This is a genomic window from Stieleria marina (assembly GCA_007741555.1).
Classification (GTDB): Bacteria; Planctomycetota; Planctomycetia; order Pirellulales; family Pirellulaceae; genus K23-9.
In genome coordinates this window covers 7,108,113-7,129,409 of sequence record CP036526.1, presented here as the reverse complement: position 1 = coordinate 7,129,409, position 21,297 = coordinate 7,108,113, and the positions used below count along the sequence as shown (strand labels likewise).

At 55.1% G+C, this 21,297-nt stretch carries 18 protein-coding genes; 12 read left to right on the top strand and 6 right to left on the bottom strand.

Annotated elements, in window-relative coordinates; genetic code table 11:
* Nucleotide 1: 1 nt before the first annotated feature.
* From uppS to K239x_RS25275, 3 genes are all read right to left on the bottom strand, one after another.
* Nucleotides 2–730 (bottom strand): polyprenyl diphosphate synthase, encoded by a 729-nt coding sequence (gene uppS / locus K239x_RS25285; RefSeq protein WP_419190118.1) that lies wholly within the window; start codon nucleotides 728–730, stop codon nucleotides 2–4.
* 280 nt (nucleotides 731–1,010) lie between these two features.
* Nucleotides 1,011–2,333 carry an adenylosuccinate synthase gene (locus K239x_RS25280; protein WP_145421081.1) on the bottom strand — a complete coding sequence of 441 codons (1,323 nt, stop codon included), beginning with the start codon at nucleotides 2,331–2,333 and terminating at the stop codon, nucleotides 1,011–1,013.
* A gap of 266 nt (nucleotides 2,334–2,599) precedes the next feature.
* Nucleotides 2,600–3,187, bottom strand: a complete 588-nt coding sequence (locus K239x_RS25275) for a glutathione peroxidase (protein WP_145421080.1) — start codon at nucleotides 3,185–3,187, stop codon at nucleotides 2,600–2,602.
* A 223-nt stretch (nucleotides 3,188–3,410) separates the two neighbouring features.
* Between K239x_RS25275 and K239x_RS25270 the strand changes: the two genes are divergently transcribed.
* Together K239x_RS25270 and aspS are read left to right on the top strand one after the other, a co-directional pair.
* Nucleotides 3,411–4,925, top strand: a complete 1,515-nt coding sequence (locus K239x_RS25270; protein WP_145421079.1) for an MFS transporter — start codon at nucleotides 3,411–3,413, stop codon at nucleotides 4,923–4,925.
* A gap of 185 nt (nucleotides 4,926–5,110) precedes the next feature.
* On the top strand, nucleotides 5,111–6,886 hold the full coding sequence (aspS, locus tag K239x_RS25265) for an aspartate--tRNA ligase (protein WP_145421078.1): 1,776 nt from the start codon (nucleotides 5,111–5,113) through the stop codon (nucleotides 6,884–6,886).
* 165 nt (nucleotides 6,887–7,051) lie between these two features.
* Here aspS and K239x_RS25260 read toward each other — a convergent pair whose 3' ends face one another.
* The 3 genes from K239x_RS25260 to K239x_RS28950 all read right to left on the bottom strand — a co-directional run bounded on the left by K239x_RS25260 (nucleotide 7,052) and on the right by K239x_RS28950 (nucleotide 12,343).
* A complete protein-coding gene (locus tag K239x_RS25260; protein ID WP_145421077.1) occupies nucleotides 7,052–10,831 on the bottom strand; it encodes an AAA family ATPase in 3,780 nt (1,259 codons plus the stop codon).
* Complete coding sequence (locus K239x_RS25255) at nucleotides 10,828–12,072, bottom strand: metallophosphoesterase family protein (protein ID WP_145421076.1); 1,245 nt, start codon at nucleotides 12,070–12,072, stop codon at nucleotides 10,828–10,830. Before K239x_RS25255 ends, K239x_RS25260 begins: the two co-directional genes overlap by 4 nt.
* A 106-nt stretch (nucleotides 12,073–12,178) precedes the next feature.
* A complete protein-coding gene (locus K239x_RS28950) occupies nucleotides 12,179–12,343 on the bottom strand; it encodes a hypothetical protein (protein WP_419189381.1) in 165 nt (54 codons plus the stop codon).
* Nucleotides 12,344–12,624: 281 nt separating this feature from the next.
* Here K239x_RS28950 and K239x_RS25250 point away from each other — a divergent pair, with 281 nt between their 5' ends.
* From K239x_RS25250 to K239x_RS25205, 10 genes are all read left to right on the top strand, one after another.
* On the top strand, nucleotides 12,625–13,065 hold the full coding sequence (locus K239x_RS25250) for a type IV pilin protein (RefSeq protein ID WP_145421075.1): 441 nt from the start codon (nucleotides 12,625–12,627) through the stop codon (nucleotides 13,063–13,065).
* Nucleotides 13,066–13,267: 202 nt separating this feature from the next.
* The gene (locus K239x_RS25245) at nucleotides 13,268–14,743 is read left to right on the top strand and encodes a hypothetical protein (protein WP_145421074.1); all 1,476 of its coding nucleotides are present in this window, start codon (nucleotides 13,268–13,270) and stop codon (nucleotides 14,741–14,743) included.
* Between the two features lie 41 nt (nucleotides 14,744–14,784).
* A complete protein-coding gene (locus K239x_RS25240) occupies nucleotides 14,785–15,327 on the top strand; it encodes a GspMb/PilO family protein (protein ID WP_145421073.1) in 543 nt (180 codons plus the stop codon).
* Complete coding sequence (locus K239x_RS25235; protein WP_145421072.1) at nucleotides 15,324–15,911, top strand: hypothetical protein; 588 nt, start codon at nucleotides 15,324–15,326, stop codon at nucleotides 15,909–15,911. Before K239x_RS25240 ends, K239x_RS25235 begins: the two co-directional genes overlap by 4 nt.
* A gap of 70 nt (nucleotides 15,912–15,981) precedes the next feature.
* On the top strand, nucleotides 15,982–17,742 hold the full coding sequence (locus K239x_RS25230; RefSeq protein WP_145421071.1) for a GspE/PulE family protein: 1,761 nt from the start codon (nucleotides 15,982–15,984) through the stop codon (nucleotides 17,740–17,742).
* Between the two features lie 73 nt (nucleotides 17,743–17,815).
* On the top strand, nucleotides 17,816–18,913 hold the full coding sequence (locus tag K239x_RS25225; protein WP_145421070.1) for a type II secretion system F family protein: 1,098 nt from the start codon (nucleotides 17,816–17,818) through the stop codon (nucleotides 18,911–18,913).
* Nucleotides 18,910–19,386, top strand: coding sequence for a competence type IV pilus major pilin ComGC (locus K239x_RS25220; RefSeq protein WP_145421069.1), 477 nt, complete (start codon nucleotides 18,910–18,912; stop codon nucleotides 19,384–19,386). Before K239x_RS25225 ends, K239x_RS25220 begins: the two co-directional genes overlap by 4 nt.
* Before the next feature lie 148 nt (nucleotides 19,387–19,534).
* Nucleotides 19,535–20,296, top strand: a complete 762-nt coding sequence (locus K239x_RS25215; protein ID WP_145421068.1) for a golvesin C-terminal-like domain-containing protein — start codon at nucleotides 19,535–19,537, stop codon at nucleotides 20,294–20,296.
* Nucleotides 20,293–20,844, top strand: coding sequence for a prepilin-type N-terminal cleavage/methylation domain-containing protein (locus K239x_RS25210; protein ID WP_419189380.1), 552 nt, complete (start codon nucleotides 20,293–20,295; stop codon nucleotides 20,842–20,844). The genes K239x_RS25215 and K239x_RS25210 overlap by 4 nt, the downstream gene beginning before the upstream one ends.
* Complete coding sequence (locus K239x_RS25205) at nucleotides 20,841–21,293, top strand: hypothetical protein (RefSeq protein ID WP_145421066.1); 453 nt, start codon at nucleotides 20,841–20,843, stop codon at nucleotides 21,291–21,293. The genes K239x_RS25210 and K239x_RS25205 overlap by 4 nt, the downstream gene beginning before the upstream one ends.
* The last annotated feature ends 4 nt before the right edge of the window (nucleotides 21,294–21,297 follow it).

Below are 21,297 nucleotides of genomic sequence, written 5' to 3'. Positions count from 1 at the left end.
TCTACTCATTGACGTTCAAGCCGCCAAAGCGACGTTGGCGATTGGCAAACTCACGAATGGCTTTCAGAAATTCATCGCGTGAAAAATCGGGCCAGCATTTTTCGGTGACCCAGAGCTCCGCGTAGCTCAGCTGCCAAAGCAAAAAGTTGCTGACTCGCAAATCACCGCCGGTGCGAATCATCAAATCGATCTCTGGCAACCCGGCGGTGTAGAGTCGGCTGGAGACCAGTTCTTCGGTGATCTGAGACTGAGAGATTTTTCCGTCGGCCAAGTCCTGGGAGATCAACCGGACGGCACGGGTGATTTCGTCGCGGCCACCGTAGTCGATCGCCAACACTAGCTTGGTGCCGGAGTTGTCTTTGGAAAGCTCCAGCGTTTTTTCCATCTCGGCAATCACGCCGGGCGGCAAACGATCGCGGCGCCCGATGACTTGTAGCTTCAAGCCTTGGTCCAATATCGTTTTGCGTTCTTCGACCAAATACTGCTCCAGCAGCTGCATCAGAAAGTCGAGTTCTGCTTGGGGACGCTTCCAGTTTTCGCTGGACAGACAATAAAGCGTGACTGCTTCGATTCCCAATTCCGTGCAGGTTTCACTCACGACGCGCACGGATTCGACTCCACGCCGATGGCCTTCGATGCGAGGCAACCCACGAGCCTGGGCCCATCGGCCGTTGCCGTCCATGATGATCGCAATGTGTGCGGGGCGGTCCGCTGGCGGAACGTCGGACAAAGTGTCGGCAAGGGAAGACGGTTTGGTCATGCTTGGAGAGTCCGGTAACGGGATTTCTCACTCGCTCTCAGAGCTACATTGTAGCGCATTATCACACGGCGAAACGCAATTTTGTCAGCCGCTGGCGCTAGCCACGGGCGCTTATCAGACATGTGGTGACGGTCGTTGCTTCAGCTGGGAGACTTGAAATGGATTCAGTGCCAGTCGTGTCTGGGTTTTACAGGGACGCTGGCAGCGGCCCGCGGCTAGTGCCAGCGGTCAATTGGCCGGTGACGATGAACTAGATCGCTTCCAATTCCAGCTCGGCAGCTTCTTCGGTAAAGATCGTTTGAGCTCGATCAGGGCCGACCGACAAAACACCAACCGGGATGCCGACCAGTTCTTCGATGCGTTTGACGTAAGCCAACGCGCCGGCAGGAAATTCATCCACGCGGCGAACATCGTCCACCGGCTGATTCCAGCCTGCGATAGTTTCGTAGATCGGTTTGCATCGCCGCAGTTCATCGGCGTGGCTTGGGAATCGCTCGATGCGCTGTCCGTCCAGTTCGTACGCAACGCAGACTTTCAGTTCCTCGAAGTGAGCAAGCACGTCCATCATCATCAATGCCAAACGTGTCACGCCGCTTAGTCGCGCGGTGTAGCGAACAGCGACTGCGTCAAACCAACCGCAGCGTCGCGGTCGACCCGTGGTAGTTCCAAATTCGTTGCCTAGTTTGCGAATCTTTTCGCCCGTCGCGTCTTCGAGTTCTGTCACAAACGGACCACCGCCGACTCGTGTGCTGTACGCCTTGCAGACGCCCAGCACATTGGTGATCCAGCGTGGCGGTACGCCAGCACCGGCGCAAACACCAACACCACTGCTGTTGCTGCTGGTTACAAACGGATAAGTGCCGTGGTCAAGGTCCAGCAGCGCGCCCTGCGCGCCCTCGAACAAAAGCTTCTTGCCGTCCTCGACAGCATCCAGCAACGTATCCGTGGTGTCGCTGATCATGTCCTTTAGACGTTCGGCCCACACGGTCGCCATCGCAACGACTTTGTCAGGAGCGATGGATTCCAGTTCTTCGTCCGTCGCGCCCATCGATTTCAAGATTTCGATCTTTTGTTCCGCCACGGTGCGGATGCGATCGTCGCGATGCGGTTGAATCAGGTCCGTCATGCGAATCGCATGCGTTCGTCCCACTTTGTCTCGGTAGCAAGGGCCGATCCCGCGATTGGTCGTGCCGATCGATTCGCCGCGAACTTCCGTTGCGTTGATCCGACGGTCTTCGGCAATGTGCCATGGCATGACCAAGTGAGCGCGCTCGCTGACTCGCATGTTGTCGGCGCAGTTGATGCCGCGTTTTGCCAGGCCATCGATTTCGTTCAGCATCGTCTCGGGGTTGATGACGACACCGGGCGTGATGAAGTTCTGAACGTGTTTGTGCAGAATCCCGCTGGGGATATGGTGCAGCTTGTAAGTTTCATCACCGGCAACAACGGTATGGCCCGCGTTCGCACCGCCCTGGTAACGAACGACCATGTCAAATTGCGGCGCGAGCAGATCAACGAGTTTGCCTTTGGCTTCGTCACCCCACTGAAGGCCAATCACACAGGTTCCAGACACCCGAATCACTCCGCTAAACGAATAGGAAATCGCCGCAGATATCCTGCCGCGCAAACGCAAGAGCGTAGGCGTTGGACGAGGTGGTGCAAACCCGTGGATTCTGTTGTCAGCCGCTGGTGCTAGCGACGGTCCTTTTCCAGCATTCCAAAACCGCTGACCATCAAAGATTGGCCGATTTTAGCGTCGAGTTGACGATTACGGCTGTAGCCACGGGATCCGGTAAGGGCCCGTGGCTATCGCCTGCGGCTAACGAACCTGGCTCAAAATTACTTTTTCTGCTGCAACTGCGATTCGATTGCTTTGACCAATTCGCCGTCCGAAGGCTTGGTTTGCGGCGAAAATCGGTTGGCGACGTGGCCTTCGCGGTCAATCAGAAACTTCTCGAAATTCCAGCTCACAGGGCCCTTGCCGGCTGGTTTGACGTCTTGAGCGGTCAAAAACTTGTAGATCGGCGCCGCACCGTCGTCATTGACGTCCACCTTGCTGAACATCGGGAACGTGACTTTGTAGTTGCTGCTGCAGAACTTGGCGATCTCCGCGTCGCTACCGGGTTCTTGGCTGCCAAATTGGTTGCAAGGAAATCCGATGACGACCAGCCCTTTGTCCTTGTACTTCTCGTGCAAGCTTTGCAAACCCTTGTACTGACCTGTCAGGCCGCACTCGCTGGCGGTGTTGACGATCAACACGACGTTGCCTTCGTAGTCCTCCAGGTCGACCGTTTTGCCGTCGATGGTCTTCATCTTGTAGTCCAAAGCACACTCGCTTTCGTGCTTTTCGTGCTTTTCGTGGTGGTCGGCGTTACTCACAGTGACAAAAACTCCCAGGGCGACAACGGCCGAAAGAAACAAACGCATGGAAAACTGGCTCCAAAACAGAGGTGAACGCCGCTAAGTGCGGCAAATTTTGACTTCTAAAGAGAGTATAGGGAGCGTGACAGTGGCAACGAGAGGCCTGACGAATTACGTTCTCCTTTTGCTCAGATGTGTCGCTAGCAACTTGACGAGACAAATTGACGCTGGCAGCATCTGGCTTGGCCTCTTTCCCACACCTCTTTCCCTCGCAACCAACCGGCGGACCATGGAAAACCGAAAAAGACTTCTAACCGCAGGGTTTCTGACCCTGATTGCTGCCGGAATCGGCTTCGCCGTTCGTGGCGGTTTGCTTGATATTTGGTCCAACAAATACGGCTTCACGATGACCGAACTAGGTCAAATCACCGGTGGTGGTTTGCTCGGATTCGGCTTGGTAATCCTGATCGCCGGGTTCCTGATCGACTTGGTCGGCTACAAGAACCTGATGATGATCGCGTTGCTTTGTCACGTGGTTTCCGCCGTCATGCTGTTCGCGGCAACTCCGGTGTTCAATGCGTCAGGAAAGGACGCGGTGTACATGTTGCTGTACATCTCGATGTTTATTTTTGCGGTCGGCAATGGTATTTGCGAAGGCGTCATCAATCCGTTGACCGCCACAATTTACCCCGAAGCCAAAACGCACTACCTCAATATCCTGCACGCAGGTTGGCCTGCTGGTTTGGTCATCGGTGGTTTGATCGTCTTTGCCAAGGATTACGTCAGTTGGGAAATCCTGATGGCGACCTTCTTGGTCCCCGTGCTGATGTACGGGTTCATTGCGGTCAAGGAAGCGTTTCCCAAAACGGCTGCCGAGCAAGGCAACATTTCGTACGGCGGAATGTTTGCAAAATTGATCGGACCGTTCTTCTTGATCCTGTTAATCACGCACGCTTGCGTTGGTTACGTCGAATTGGGAACGGACAGCTGGATCAATAAGATCACTGGCAAGATTCTTAGCAGTGCCGAACTAGGTACCGCGCTGTTTATCTACACATCGTTGTTGATGACCGGACTGCGATTTTTTGCTGGCCCGATTGTTCACAAAATTTCTTCGCTTGGCTTGCTGCTTTGCAGTGCTGTGATTGGCGCCTTGGGCCTGTATCTGATTAGCATCGGCGACAGTATTCCCTTCATGTTCTTTGCAGCGACTGTCTATGCACTTGGCAAGACGTTTCTATGGCCAACCATGTTGGGTGTTGTCGGCGAACGTTTTCCAGAGAGTGCTACCGTTGCGATGGCATTGATGGGTTTTGCTGGAATGACGTCGGCAGGTTTGCTGGGCGGCCCCGGCATTGGATACAAGCAAGACTATTACGCGTCCCAGTACATCCAGGAAAACAACCCTGAGACGTACGAGCGTGTGAAGGCTCCGAATGAGAACAAGTTTTTGGTATTTCCAAGTATCACGGGCATCGACGGTGCCAAGGCAGGAATGCTGGAAGACAACGGCCAAAAGGTTCTTTCGGACGTCGCGATCGCCGGTGAAGCCATCAATGAAGAGAGTTTCAAAGGCTTGAAGGAACAAGCTGACTGGTGGAACGCCAACAAGGAATTTGCTGCGACAGACGCGGCACCTGTCGAAGCAGCCACGCTTCACGGTAGCCGAATGGCGTTGCGAATGACGGCATTGGTGCCAGCCGCGATGGCAGTGCTGTACCTGATCTTGATCCTTGCCTTCAAGGCTCCCAAGCAAGGCGGGCATCCTGAGCTTGCTGATGAGGCTCCCGGAACCGAGTTGTAGTTTCGCGACACTCCGCGAATATGGACGCATCGCCGGTGTCTGATGACCCAAATGGTCGCCAGGCACCGGTTTTTTCGTTTCGATAGGGCGCCTCTACGAAACGCCCGAGTTTTCATAGAATCCTGTTCTTCAGACAGCAGCCGACTGAAGTCTGTTATACGAACCCCCTTAACCCCTGATCGATCGTGTTACGCTCCCACACCTGCGGACAACTCCGAAAATCTGACATTGGCACCGAAGTTACCCTTTGCGGTTGGGTCGAAAGCAAGCGTGACCATGGCGGAGCTGTTTTTATCGATTTACGTGATCGCTACGGTCTGACTCAAGTCGTGCTTGGTCCTCCCGAGGCCAACCCGGAATTGATCGCCGAAGCTAGTAAGGTGCCTGCCGAAAGCGTGATTCTGATCAAAGGCAAAGTGGCCGACCGGTTGGAAGGCAAAACCAATGACAAACTGGAGACTGGCGATATCGAAGTTCGCTGTCATCACTACGAAATTCTGAACGCCTGCACAACGCCGCCATTCACTCCCGGCCAGAGCGACCTGCCCGGTGAAGACCTGCGTCTGAAGTATCGCTTTTTGGATCTTCGTCGCAGCGAAATGCAGGAAGCTCTGGTTCGTCGAAGCCAGATCATCAAGAAGATGCGTGACTATTTTGCCGAACGCGACTTCATCGACGTCGAGACTCCCATTCTGGGACGTAGTACTCCCGAAGGAGCACGCGACTACTTGGTTCCGAGCCGAGTTCACGCGGGACACTTTTATGCCCTGCCCCAATCGCCGCAGTTGTACAAGCAAATTTTGATGGTCGCTGGTTTCGACCGTTACGTTCAAGTCGCAAAGTGTTTTCGTGACGAAGACCTTCGCGCCGACCGACAACCCGAGTTCACGCAGTTGGATTTGGAAATGTCGTTTGTCGATTGCGACGACATCATCGGGATGATCGACGGGCTAGTCGCTGAAACAGCCAAAGAAGTGTTGGGCAAAGACATCCAGCTTCCGCTGCCCCGAATGACGTACGACGAAGCAATGCGTCGTTTCGGTCACGACGCGCCGGACTTGCGATTTGACATGGAAATTGTCGACGTCACACCGGTTGCTAAGAAAACAGAATTTCGAGTCTTCCGCGGCACCGCCGATGCAGGCAACTTTGTCCGCGGGATGCGAGTCCCTGGTGGAGCCAAGCAGTACTCGCGCCGCCAGATCGATGTGCTGACCGAGTTTGTCAAAGAGTTTGGAGCCAAAGGCCTGGCATGGTTCCGCGTCGAAGACGACGGATCGTTGTTCAGTCCGATCGCCAAGAATTTTGATGAAGCACATTTGGCCGAAATCAAAGAGCTGCTCGCCGGTACGCCAGGTGACTTGCTGGTCTTTTTGGCCGACACGTGGGAGACCACCTGCAAAGGACTTTACGCGCTTCGCAAACGCTTTGGTGCGGAGATGAAACTTTACGATGCCGATGCACTGAACTGCAGCTGGATCACCGAGTTTCCGATGTTCGACAAGGACGAAGAAACCGGCAACTGGCACGCGATGCACCACCCCTTCACCGCGCCGTTGGCGGAGGACCTGCCCAAGTTGGAATCAGATCCCGCTGGCTGCCGTGCTCAGGCTTATGACTTGGTCATCAACGGTAGCGAAGCGGGCGGCGGAACAATCCGAATCCACGACAGCGAAATACAATCGAAAGTCTTTGGGCTGCTAGGCATCGACGAAAAGACCGCTGAAGATCGTTTCGGCTTTCTGCTCAATGCCCTTCGCTTTGGTGCACCACCGCACGGCGGAATCGCGTTGGGTGTCGATCGCTGGGTGATGTTGTTTGCCGGACTGGAGAACATCCGCGAAGTCATCGCATTCCCCAAAACGCAAAAAGCCAGCGACTTGATGACCGATGCACCGGGCGAAGTTGACGCAGCTCAACTGACCGAGTTGCATCTCAAGACGGTCAAGACAAAGTCCTAAAACTGGACGAAGGATTGCCTTCGCGAAAGCGTCTTGCTTGATGCCGACTAGCCTCGGTTTTGGTGGGTGGCAAGTCGCTCAGTGCAAAGCTGGTTGCACTGCTGGTTTAGAGCTCTGCCGAGCTCTCGTTGTAGAGCGGTAGTCCAGTGCTCTCTATTACCGTGATTATTTGACGGTGATTTGGCTGCCGTCCCACCAGGAATCATTGCGATTCCAGACGTCTTCGGGCATGTCTTCACTTGCGTTTTGGTCACCCAGCCATTCGCTGTCCAGAGCTCTTTGGGCTGCTGAGAGTGTCTCGGCAGCTCGCTGCTCGGTTGGGATCTCGGACGTCAGCGGCTCGCGTTCAAACCACGCCCAGCCGATTTGTGGCTCCGGTTCTGGTTCGACTCGAGCGGGAGCCAAGTAGACCGGTTCGACATACTGCGGCTCTGGTTCGGGCTCCGGTTCGCGTTCAATGTAAACCGGCTGCGGTTTGGGTTTTGGCTTCCGTTTACGTTTCGGTTCTGGCCGAGGTTTTTCGACGTAGATGATCTTCGGCTCCGGAGCTTTCTGAACCACGACAATCGGTTCAGGTTCAGGATCAGGTTCCGGTTCGGGCGCCACTTCAATTTCTTCGACGACTTCAGCTACTTCTTCGACGTACTCTTCTTCAGGTTCTTCCTCTTCGTACTCTTGCTCTTCTTCCAGTTCATATTCTGGTTCCAGGATTTCCGCGCGTCCGGGTTCGCCTTGTGGCGGCATCAGTCGCACTTGCACGTCGATGTCTTGGAAGATTCGCACAATGTGTTCGTGGCACGTGAACATCATGACTTGATGCCCCAGTTCGGCGAATGTTTTCAGTGTTTGGGCGGCATGGATTGCCCGGTCACCGTCAAAGTTGACCAACACGTCGTCCAGTATCAGCGGCAGCATGACACCACGCCGAGCGTAGGCGGCAGCCAATGAGAGTCGCAGCGCGATAAAGACCGCTTCACGAGTTCCTCGGGATAAGACCTCCAGCGGAAGTGCGTTGCCTTCGTGGCTGTCGATCTTCAATGCGTTGGTGCCCAGTGGCGTCCAAATGCGAGTGTATTTGCCGTCCGTCAATTGGCTAAGGAACGAAGACGCTTCCCGCAGCGTTTCGGGTTGTCGTTCTCGCTCAAACGTACCGCAAACGTCTTCCATCAAGTAGCTTGCCATGGCAAGCATTTGCCATCGCTGCGCGACTGAATCGATTTTGCGTTGGACGCAGCCTAGTTCCAGCTGAGCAGCTGATAGTCGGCCGTCTTCGCCCAAGTGTTTCATTTCGGCAGCCAGTTCGCCTTGCTGCGTTCGCAGGTGAGCGATCCGAGCTTCGGTTTCGGTCATGCGGGTCGTCAATGACTCCCAGCGTTTTTCCAGATCGCTGGATTTGGCGCCGTCGATTTCGCGGGCCACATCGTCGTAGTCGATGTGGGTACCTATGATGGACCGAATCTGTTGATCCAAGTCATCGCGTTGTTTGCGAGTTTCGACAAGCCGAGCTTTGGTGTCGACCATTTGGTAGAACTGATCGGCAGTCGCCACACCACACTTGGCCCATAGGGCGCGACGTTGTTGTTCGCCACGTTCCAGAGCACGGTGATGACCAGCTTGCTGACGTTTCAGCTGACTGTCCTGTTCTTTCAAGTCGCGACGACGTTTGATCCAATGCTGTGCGCGAGCTAGTTCTTCGTGCAAGTGGTTGAGTTGTTCCAACGGTCCTTTGTGCGAACGACGTGGCACGGGGCTTTCGGAGACTTCGATTTCGGAATCTTCGTCCGATTGTTGTGCCGCTTCATCGTTAAGCTCCAGCGCTTCCAGATAAAGCATCTCGATGCGTTTGGCAATCGTTTGTCGCTCGCGTTGACGTTGCTCGCGTTCAGCTTGCAGTTCGACCAATCGGCGTCGGCTGTTTTGCAAGGTTTCGTAGTTGTCGCCCAGCTTGCGAATGCTAGTAGGTGACATCGATTCGCTTAGACCCAACCGGTTCAGCGTGGAGGCCCAACCACTGCGAGCTTCTTTGAGCCTGTCCGCCGCAGTACTGGCACGCGAACGAGCGGACTTGTACGCTTGCAAAGATGCTTCGTGAGCGTGGTAGGTGGGTAGCGATGATTCCAATTCGACCAGCAATTGCTCGGCCTCACGCAATCGCATTTCGATCGATTGGGTGCTATTGGGCAATCCCGAATCGACTTCCTCTCGCTCGGCTTCAGCGTCGCGAATCTGACGACGGATCGTATCGATTTGGCGATCGCAATCTTCCAGATCCAACAGCGACGAACGTTGGCCGTACTGTCGGCCGAAGTAATACAGCATCATCGACATCAGGCCGAAGACGAACCAAATCAGACCGCGCGACGCATCGGGTTCTCGATCGAGGAACAGTTCGATGCCAAAGATATGCGAAAACCCATAGGTCAACGCGAGACCGCCAAAGATGAACGGCACGGACAGCAGAAACAATCGATCCAGTGGCAACGCTTCGGACGTTGTTAGGTTGACCGACTCCTCTTCGAGTCCACGGTAGTGCTTTTTGAGTTTGTCGAGGTGTTCGCCAAGCTGTGCACGATGGCGTAGCGTGTTGATCATTTCGTTTTCGCGGCGAATGGCTTGTTGCAGATTCGACGCGTGCGCACGATCAAGAACTTCTTTGAGCTGGTCACCGAGCTTTTCGCTACGCTGCTTGTGCTCCATGCCTTCATTGCGAGATTGCTTTAGCAAGAAGGCTTGCTCTTTGACGCGTTTAGCAGGCCCCGACAGAGCGGCCAATGTTTGCCGCGACAGATCGGGCATCTCCATCGACTCGCCTTCAACCAAAGCCTCGCGGTCTTCGGCGTCCAATTCCAAACGATCAGCATCGGCACCCAATTGCGTGCGTGCTTTTTCGATCTGCTGGTCCAAACGTTCGATCTGCTCTTCGAGAGCTTCGACCCACGTCACCTGTTCTGTCGCTGCTTCGATCCGGCCTTGCAAATCCAGCATGCGGCGACTGACAGGCAGTTGCTCGGCTTTGTCGCGTATCGCGCGTCGTTTGCTTTTGACTTCTTCTAGTTTTTCGCGACGCTCCTGCATCATCGCTTCGATCTGAACGAGTTGGCCGGGAGCCTCGTCGGGCGGTTGAGCCTCTCGTTCGTTCTCTTCGATCGTGGTTTGAAGTTTCAGACGCTCTTGCCAGGAATCGTAGACGTTGGTCGCGACTTCAACGCCACGCGCCTCGCGTTCCCAGACGCCCATTCGGTCGGTTAGCTGCGCGATCTCTTGTTGCTGCGTCCGACGCTGCGACGCCAATTCGCTCCAGCGGCGACCTTGGCTGGTCAGCGATTGAACCTCGTCACGCAGTTTTTCGCGACGTTTGATCAAGCTGGCTAGTTTCTTTGCATCCGGATCGTCTTCATAGCGCGTGTTGCCGATCAGTTCTTGGCGACCACCGCGCAGGTTACGAAGCACATCGACCAACGAAACGCGGTCCAGTCCGCTGGAGAGCTTGTACAGTTCGTCGGCGGCTTTGGTGTCGTCCAGCGTGCTCAGTTCTTGCAGTTCGCGCATCCCGATGGCGAACACATTGGTAAAGATAGGCTCGTCGATCTGACCCAGCAGCATGCTCAGTCGATGTTGGCCTTGGGACAGGCCATCGGGACCGGTCACTGACAACTGCCCGACGGCACTTTTGTCGGTCAGTTGATGGCGACGGCGAATTTCGTATCCACCACCGGGGCCGGTCACGCGGACCGCTCCGCCAGGGGTTCCGCCATAAATGGGCGGCAAGTACTTTTCGCGACGTTCGTCAGTGAAGCCGTAAAGCATCGCCCGCATGAACTGCATCAGCGTTGTCTTGCCGGCCTCGTTGGGGCCGTAAAACAACGTCATGCCTTCAGGCAATGAGTCGACAGAGAGTCCGGTCCAAACGCCGAACCCGTCGATGTGGATGTCTTTGACTTTCATGATTTTTGCACCAAGTTAGGCTTCCCGCCGCGGAGCAGTTCGACGCCCAAGAGCGTTGCTTGATCAAGCGTGTCTTTTCGACTGGCGGCGGAAACTTCGGCCAGAAGATTGGCACTGGTTGTGACCAGCGATTTGTGTTCTTCGGTAAACGGCAGCAAACTGATTTCGCGGCCATCTGATTTGCGATGCTCGGCAGCGATGCGAAGGAAGTCACCCAAAATGGTTTCTTCTTCGTGCCAAGACTTGGGATAGTCCTGCGGCGGACGAACGGTCAACTGTGCCGTCCAAGCCGATGGGCTGCCGTGTCCATACTCCGATCGAACCCACTGAAGCAGTTCTTGTGTGTCGCCGATCGAATGCAACATTTCACCGTCGGTGATGCTGATGTCCCAGCCGAGGATCAAATGTCGGCCGCCATTTTCGTGTTGCAGTCGCACAACCCGCTCGCCCATTAGATTGCGAAGGTTGCCGGTCATGGCAATGTCGGCGGCATCGATTTCGACGTGGCAGTAGCGAAAGGTGTCGCACTGCATTTGGTGGGTTCGCGTTTGGCCTTCGGCATCGACGTCCACGATCGTGTAACCGTGGGCGCCGGATTCGGTTAAGTCACGTCCTTGAGGTGAACCGCAGTAGTCGGCACCTTGTTCGGCCGCGCCGGTGATGGTTTCGGGATTGTGTTTGCCACCCAGGGCCCAGTAGTCAAATCGGCCTTCGGCCAGGGCACCTGCGTCAGCAGATCCATGTCCAACCGCCACGGTGTACCCGTCGGTTAGATCCATGTTGTAGCTGGGCACGTGAATCGTTGGCCGGCCATCGCAGCTTCGCCCGATGACGTGACAGATCGTACGACCGGCACGTTCGACAGGAACCGAAACGGCGCGATCTTTGGGGAACAACGTCACGTTGGGAGGAAGTGGCACCGAGTCGGGCCAGTTGGCCGGGTCGTCAACGACTCCGGCGGCCCAAAACACCGGCGTGTTGTTTTCGTTGAGTTGATCAAAGTAGTCCAGCAGCAAGGACATGCCGTACGGGCCAGCTGCCAAGGGGCTGATCAGATCGCCGCAGAGAACAACGAAGTCGATGTTTTCGACCAACGCGGCGTCCAATACGGCCTTGGCTGCGGCGCGCGGTGCGCCTGCCATCGCTTCGTGCAAATGCGGCGGCAATGAATCGAGATCGCTCAGCGGTTTTTCTAAATGAAAATCGCTGGCATGAATAAATCGGAATGATTCGCCCGGCATCGGTTCCCTCCCTGAACGCTTAGTGCGTTGTTACCTGGGTCAAAGCTGTTCGCGGGAGAGCTGTTCGATCAACCATCAGGTCGATGAACCAACAAGCTGGCAAGTGTCACATCGTGTAACGCTTTTTCGCCAGCGGACCTCGCGCGTCGGCTGCGTAGGCTCGTGAGTTTAACGAAAGTTGCAAATTCGGGCCAAGTCGTATTTCACGTGTGAAACTGCCAATCGGTCCAAAATCACCATTTTCTGCCCGCAACATTGATAGCAACATCATGGTTTCGTTCAGTTGACACTCATCCACTACGTGACCGGCTGGTTCAGCGTAGGCGGAATCATCCGCACGATCAGCAAGCTTTGCATGCTTTGCCCAGGTGAGTCGCCAATTCAGCCGTGATTCTCAGTCACGGTCCGTAGAAATGTCTTATTGCTTGATTGACCCGTTCGTTTGACGGGATTTTCTCGCGACTCAATCATTGGCGCCTTGCCTCTGAAACCTCGCGAGCAAAAGCAAAAACATCACATCACTCAATAAGTTTGTCATTCGGAGGCCCTATCGTGGCTCGCACATCTAACACTCCAGCTCGTGCCCGCAAGGGATTTTCATTGGTCGAATTGTCCGTCGTGGTGATCATCATCGGCGTTTTGGCTGCGTTTGGCGTTCCACGTCTGTTGCAATCAGTCGAGCGAAGTAAAGCAGCTGAATCATTCAAGTACTTGGCCAGCGTTCGTGCTGCTCAAGAGCGTTTCCAGGCTCGTCAGGGCACCTACGCAGCTGACTTGACCGAGTTGGACATGTCACAGACTCCTCCTACTTACTTCAGCGTTGGTGCAGCCGCAGCTGGTGCAACCGGCAGCTTGGAAGATTCGTGGACTTTGACTTTGACTCGTAGTGGTGCAAGCAGTGGCTACGGTGCCTACACCGTGACGTTCTCCGAAGCCGGCTATGACTCGGGCAACAGCACGATCGACTCAGAGATCAACCCACAAAGCACCTAATCCTAGGTCAGTGAGTAAAACGAGACCAAGCGGCCAAGAGTTTTGGCCGCTGGCGTCTCGACCGGAAACCGATCCTGAGTGGACGGCTTTCAAAAGAAAAGTATTGGGCGGTTCGATCGAAAAAACGACGAGCCGCCCCTTTTTATGGACTGTTCGCTTCCGCATGAGCGAATGATCGACGTTACACGGGTGGGACCAAATCATGACAACCAAAGGCGATGTACGATCGAGCAACGACGCCATCGGCGTGATGTTCGCACGCGACTATCTATACGGCTGCCGCGCTTCGCGATCTGTCTTCGGTATCGTCCATTATCAATACGCCAAAGCTGCTTGCGCGAACAACAACACCGACGCCGCACTCGCAGATTTGCTGAATCAACTCAACGCGTCGACCTCCCGACTGCCCATTGTGGCAGCCATCCCAACCGATGAATGCTATTTTGCAACTCGCCCGACCGCTTCGGGCGCAGCCAATGCGTCGCCGCGAGCACTCCTTCGAGAATCGCTTCGCAGCAGCAATTCACAACTCGACAAGATGGCGATCGACGTCATCAATTGGCAGCCCGACAAAAGGACTGTCGCGGGCATCGTCGCCGCACCGAACGACCGTATCGAAGCGATCCGTGAATCGGTTGCCGCCACAGGTCATTCGTTGCAAAGACTGGAACCAGCTGCAGCCTGCTTGATTGGCGCGGCGCCGGAGTCCGAAGGCCGCGAACGGCGCAGCAGTTTGACGACCCGTGTCATTCTGGGCCAAAATCGACTTTTAGCCGCCACCAGCCGTGGAACCTTGCCGATCTATTGGCAAAGTTTGCCACTGCCAACGGGTGATGAAGCCACCGGCATCGTATCGGCCATCCGATCGTTGGACGCGGCCAGCCAAGCCTGCGGAATTGACCGAACACCCGACCATGTCGTTTTGCACGGTCGACGCGAACTACACGCGTTGATGGATCAGCAATGGTTAGAAGAAAACACCGGCGCGGACCTTCGCTGGGTCGAATCGCCCAACTTTGCAGGTCAAGACGTTGCCAAAGCACTCGCCGACAAATTTTTGAGTGACGACGACGAAGGATTTGACTTTGTGCGACAGCACCGCGATCCGCTTCAGCTGCGCCGGGTTGTTCCCTACAAAGAAATCGTCGCGTACGTGATGGCGGCGGCCGTGTTGTTTGGCGTGCTGTGGTTGCGTAGCGGAAAACTGGATCACCAGCGAACGGCCATCCTTGCCAGCGCACCACCGATGGTAGGCGATGGGACCGACCCCAAGCCAGAACGCACCCAGCTGAATGCTCGTGCAACCGCGGTCAGTCAGTTTCTCCACGACCGGGTTCGCTGGAGTGACATGTTGACCGACATTACGCATTCGATTCCCGAAGGCATGCGTCTGACCGGAATTCGCGGATCAGCCACGATGTCCTCGACACGCAAGAAAAAAGCCAAGGTCGTGCCGGCAACACTTGTTCTGCAGGCCGAAGCAGCGCTGAACGAAAACGGTGACATGCCTACTTCGTTGGACTCGCTCGCCGAATCGATCAAGCAAATCTCTTCGGTCGCACGATCGTTTGAGCACGTTGAACTTAGCAATATTCGTCAAACGCGGTCTCAAGAGACTGGCGTTGCTGGAGCCGAATTCTCCATCGTTTTGACAAATGACACCAAGGGAGGTCGCTAGGCGAAACGCCGCATCTGTCCTCAGGTGAATAGCGAACGACGATGAGTAAAGAAAAAGACTGGCGAGCAGAATTACAACAAGTCGCCCAACACCTTCGAAATCCGCTGCGAATGCGTATGGCAGTCGCCGGAGTTGCGTTGGCAATCATGTTCTTTGCCGTAAGCGAACCGCTTCACGGTCGCATGAAGAAGCAAAAGCGTGAACTGGCTGATTTGGAAAACACCGCCAAGGTCGCCCAAGAGGTGGTTCTGCTACGTGCGCATTTGGAAGCGGTTCAACCTGGCATCATGGCCGGCGATAGCAACGACGCAATCACTTCGCACCTAATCGATCTGGTTCGAGGCGAGTCCGTCGACTTGATGAGAATCGATACCGAAGCACCGTCGCGAATGGGACCATTGGAATCAGTTCGCGTCAGCATGGATGTCACGGGATCGTTTGATTCACTCAGTCGATTGCTGCAACAGCTCGAAAGCGGCGTCTATCTGCTACGCATCGAAAGCGTTTCGATCAAACCCGCCGAACGGAATCGCCGAACACCATCGATGCAACTGTCGCTGCTAATGCTGAAGGAGAAGTCATGATTGCAATCGCCCAAAAGTTCGCACCGCCAGCCGTGGTCCTCGGGGCAGCTCTCTACTTGGGAATGCCTCCAGCTGCGCCGCTGGACCTAGGTGAATCCATCGTCCGGGCAAGTGCCGTGCGTTGGAAAAAAGACGACCTGAAACCACCTGTGATTACAAAGCCGGCGGCCAATCCTTTTCATGAAGTCTTGGTTGCCAGTGAAGAAATGGAAGTCGAACCGGATACCGGCAAGTTGGTCGTCGCAACCAAACCATCGGGCCCGGATCCTGCAAAAGTCCGAGCCGGATTATCGCTTTCGGGGATCGCCAGCATGGGCGGCCGAAAGTGGGCCGTCATCAATGGCAAGCCACGTTTGCCCGGTGACACGCTGAAGACCAACGATGCCAATCACCTTTTGTGCAAAATCGTACGAATCGAAAACGACCACGCCGTCATCGCGTGTGAAGAAACGATCGTAGAGATTCGGGCGCAGCCTTTTGGTGCCTCCAGTTCCGCGGCGGGTCCTCCCGTCGCAACACCCGTTTCAAACCGTTCTGACTCGTCGAGTCTGCCGGTAATTGCCCCACCGCCGTCGTCAACTTAATCGGTCGCCCCGCCCCAGGCATGACTGCCTCCTACCAAAACACTCACTCCTAAGTTTCTAGGAACGAACCATGGCTACCACGATCACACCGGTCAATCCAATCACCGCCAGCGATCCGCTGATCATTCGTCTGATCCAGAAAATGGATCAGCTTGATCCGGATCGGTTGATGGACCTTTGGAGTTCGCCAAATCGTGACGAAATCACGATCGAAGAGAACGTGATCCAACACGGATTGGCCGATGAACGCCAGATCGCCGAAGCGTACTCCAATCACTACTTGATGCCGTTGTTTGATCCTCCCGCGGATTCGCCTCCGCCAGTCGATCCATCGATTGCATCGGTATTGCCAAGCCGACTTTGCCGCGATCACTTGATTGCGCCCCTGAGCGACGATGGCCAGACGCTGGAGGTCGCCGTATTCGCGCCTGATTCGTTGCTGTTGTCCGATGAAATCAAACTGTTGACCGGACGTCAAATGCGTCCCCTGTTTGCACCTTTGTCGGTGATCGAACGTTTGTTGGCCGTTTTGTACGACGACGGATCGTGGACCGACGCAGTGACGTCGGCCAATACGGCCAGTTTTGAAGAAGTCGAAGACGCCGAAGAATTGGATGACGAAGAGTCCCAAGAAACCGGCGAAATTGTTCACTTAGACCAAGCTCCACCTCCCGGACGCGATGGCCGGATCATTCGGTACGTCAACGGGATTTTTGAACAAGCTTTGCAAACCGGTGCGAGTGATATTCATATCGAACCGTACGAGGAAGCTTGTCGGGTTCGTCTGCGAATCGATGGAGTCTTGGCCGAGATCACTCCGCCACCGATGGCCATGCTCAACGCAGTCATCAGTCGTCTGAAAGTCTTGAGCAAGATGGACATTGCCGAAAAACGTGTTCCGCAAGACGGTGCCATTGGACTACGCAGCGGCGACCACCGCGTCGACATGCGTGTCAACACTTGCCCGACAGTCTACGGCGAAAAGATCGTGATGCGTGTTCTGGACAAGAGCGCGCTACCGCACAACCTAGGCATGCTGGGACTGGACGAACGTCAGTACAAAGACCTGACCGAATCGATCCGCAGCCCGCATGGTTTGATGCTCGTGACTGGCCCGACCGGTAGCGGTAAGAGTACGACTTTGTACTCGTGTCTCAATGCGCTGAATGATCACGCAACGAACATCTGCACGGTCGAAGACCCGGTCGAATTCAAATTTAGCGGAATCAACCAAGTCCAAACTCGCAGCAAAGTCGGACTGACATTTGCGGATGCGTTGCGATCGTTTTTGCGACAAGACCCCGACGTCATCATGGTCGGTGAGGTTCGTGATAGTGAAACGGCTGGCATCTGCATGCGAGCCGCTTTGACGGGACACTTTGTGTTCTCCACGCTGCACACCAATGATGCCCTGAGCAGTGTGACACGTCTGCAGGACATGGGCATCGAGCCGTTCTTGTTGGCCAGCACGTTGCGACTTTTGGTCGCTCAACGTTTGCTGCGACGTCTCTGCACCGAATGCAAGGAACCTTGTCAATTGGATGCCGAAACAGCTGCTCGCTATGACGTTCCGGCGGACACCGTGGTGTTCAAAGCCAACGGTTGCGCACGCTGTCGTGACACTGGCTACAAGGGCCGAGTCGCGGTGTTCGAGATGATTCGTATCAACCGCGAAATTCGCGAGATGATTCAGCGAGGTGCCACGGTCGGCGAGATGCAGCAAGCTGCCGTCGATGATGGAATGAAATTGCTGGCTCAAAGTGCCGTCGTCAAGGTTGTCGCAGGCGAAACCAGTTTGGAAGAAGCACTTAGTTTGTGCGAAAGCCACTAAATCAAAACTTTGCCGCTACGTCCTGCCACGCAAAGACAACGAATAACAAAAGCCCCCTAACCCATTAATTGTCATGTCCCTTGAATCTTGGTTCCTCTCTCACGCACGCGTGTCGGCAAAACGACATTCGCGCGTGAGTTTGGACGACAAGATGAGTTTCTTTCAGCAGTTCGGATCGCTTTTGGCGTCCGGCACGCCGATGCTACGTGCGCTTAAGATTTCTGCAGAACAGAATCAGAGCACGCAGCTGCAAGCGACGATGGAAGAAGTCGGCGAACGGGTTGCGTCGGGTAGCAGTTTGAACGTTGCCATCAACGATGCTGCTAGCGACCTCTTTCCGCTTCACTGGGTCGCCATGATCGCGACGGGTGAGGCGACCGGAAAGCTTGACGAAGTGTTGGTTGACTTGAATCGCCAAATCCGCGAAGCCGCGGACACGCGCAGCAAATTTATCGGATCGATGATTTACCCCTGCGTGCTGGTTTTTGTCGCCGTGCTGGTGCTGGTCGTCATGCTTTGGTTCGTGGTGCCAACATTTGGCGACATGTTCAAGGACATGGGAGCCGAATTGCCGGACATCACCGTTTTCGTTTTGGACTGCAGCGATTACTTGGCCAACTATGGTTTGTACGTTTTTGGCGGTCTGGCTGTGGGAACGTTCTTCTTTCGCCGCTGGGCCAAGACAGAACCTGGCATGCGTCGCATCACCAGTGTTTTGGTTGCGATTCCGGTTGTCGGTGATTTGGTCATCCAGTCATCGATGTACCGTTTTTCGTCCAACCTGGCTCTGCTACTGCGAAGTGGTGTGCCGATGCTGGAGACAATGAACACGGTCGCGGATGTTTTCAAAGGCCAGCCGCCCTACCGCGACGCACTCCATCATGCGCGCAATCGAATGGCCGCCGGTCGTTCGCTTGCCGACGGACTGGAAGAAACCGGTTTGTTTACGTCCATGATGGTCAATGCTGTTCGCGTGGGGGAAGAATCCGCACAGCTTGGTCCCGTCATGGAAGAGCTGGCGCCCTATTACCGCGAGAAAACACAGGCGTTCATGAGCCGTGTCACCAAGTTGGCTGAGCCCGCGATCATCATGGTGATGGGGGGCGTGATCAGCGTCGTCATGTTGGCAATTTACATTCCAATGTTCGAGATGGCTGGGAACGTAGGATGATGCAAACAGTTAAAAAACGAAGCGGTTTTTCGCTGATCGAGATCATTGTCACCATGACGATCATGGCGATTTTGCTTTCGCTGACTGCTCCCAGCGTTTTGCGCACCATGGAACAATCGCACGCCGACATGGCGGGGGCGGGTTTGCGAATGGTCAATACGGCGCAGCGCTTTTATTGGTTGGAAAACCGCACGTACGCGCCCAACATGCAGGCCTTGATTGATGCCGGTTTGGTCGACAACGATCTGAACCTGACAGCGCCACGATACGAGTTTTCGATCACAGCTGCCGACGCGTCCAGCTTCCAGGCACAAGCCCGTCGACGACAATTCGATGGTCTCGGCCAACCCGTCTACAACGGTGCTTGGCAAGGCAACTTCACCATCGATGAAGCCGGCACGATCGTTGGGTCCGTTCAAGGCAATCCTAGCCCGATCGACAGTTCGATTCCCGTGCTGACACCGGCGTTTTAGCATTTGATCGTGGTTGCGATTTGTCGCTGCTTTTGATTTTTCTATGACCTACGTTTGAGTAGCTCGTGTCCCCTGCTCTCGCCAACCGTGCATGCCATCCGGTTTAGTTGCAATGTATTGTCCTTCCGCCCAATCGAATCGCCGACGCATGGGGTCTTCCTACCTGGAAGTCCAAGTGGCGATGGTGATGTTGGCCGTCGGAATGGCTGGGCTGTACTCGATGACGGTGGTGCAGACTCGCCAGGCCAATCGTTTGCGAGACAGTTTACCGCCCGCCGACGTTGCCGCTCTGAATCAGGCTCCGACAGTTTGGCAGCGCAAACTGGGCGTTTACGCAACCATAGACGACGCGGTCGTTCCGGCAGACCCCGTGCTGCCTCGAACAGATGGCGAAACGATTGTCGACAATCAAGACGGGGCGCCGGGATTTACGTTTTATCAAGAGCCCAGTGATCCAAATAGCTGGATCAGCTGGACTCATTCATATACGTACAACGGTAACGCGCACTACCATCGTTCGACCGATCTGGTTGGTTCGTGGTGCCAGTTTGAATCCAATGGATTGCTGCCGGGAAACTATGAGGTCTTGGTGACCCATCCGTCTTTCTCCAGCCTGGGCGATGCGGTCCCGTATGAGATTTACGATGGAACGACGCTTCTTGGGACCGTCAACGTCGACCAAACGCAAAGTACCTCGGGTACCAGCTATGGCGGTCGCATGTTTGACAGCTTGGGCGTTTACACCATCGACTCGGGGCAGCTTCGCGTCAGGCTTACCGATGGACCTGGTTGTTCAAATTACATCCTCGCTGACGCAATTCTGATTTCTTCGCAGCGGGTGCTCGATGTCGTATCGATCACGCGGGATGCCAACGGTGGCGCGACGGCAGTTTTGGAGAAAGTGCCGTGAATGATTATCGAACTACAGACCAGAAGCGAACTCGATCGAGCCGTCGCGGGTTTAGCCTTTTGGAAATCACTATTGCGTCCATCATTTCGGCGATCTTGGTCCTGATGGCGTCGGGGGTCGCGGTCGACATCAGCCGGCACATGGCAGCCAATATCGTCGAAACACAAGTCACCGCGGAAGCGCGGCTAGCGATCGAATCGTTTCGCCGCGACTTTGCCGGTGCCAGCCCAGATGACTTGACGGGCGACCGAATGGAATGGCGTCTCGTTGGTCGAATGATTCCAAATTCGCAGGAATTGCGATTGTGTTTTGACGCCGATCAAAACGCGACGGCCGATTGGGTCGCACCCGACCGCGTGATCATTTACTCGCTTTGGGATGGCCAGCTTATTCGATCCGACGCCACGACCGGCAACACCTATACCGTCGCCAGATGGGTCAATGACATCGACTTCAACGTCGGCGTGAACGAAATCATAATCACGATTGATTTTGAAGCCGGCAACTTCACTGAAACATACACCTTTGCGACTTCGGACATCCTATGAGTACTGCTAAACGCGGCCGAGCTCAGTGCAGTCGAATTCAACGCAATCAAATTCAACGCAATCAAATTCAGCGCAATCAAATCCGGAACAGCCGAACGGCAACCAAGCGTCGTGGCTATGCGATGATCTTGGTCATGGTGATCATCCTTAGCTCATCCGCATTCGTCGCTGTTCACCAGCGAAACCTGAGCGCTGCATTACGCATTGAGCAAGCTCGGATCTTAAGTGAGGAGCATCGTCGCGGGCCTGTCTCGGTTCTCGCCGTCGCCTGCTCGCGAATGGAAACCGGCGACCCGCCTGCTCCGATCCAGTATCGGTACGAACACATCGTCAACGGCGTCCCCACGCTGTACCGCATCAGCTACTCAAACGTGGCAACCGAGTGGACTGTCAATGCAGTGCCTGACGCGGGCGCGGTAGGGTTAACTGAACTGCCAGCCAGTTTCTAAGCAA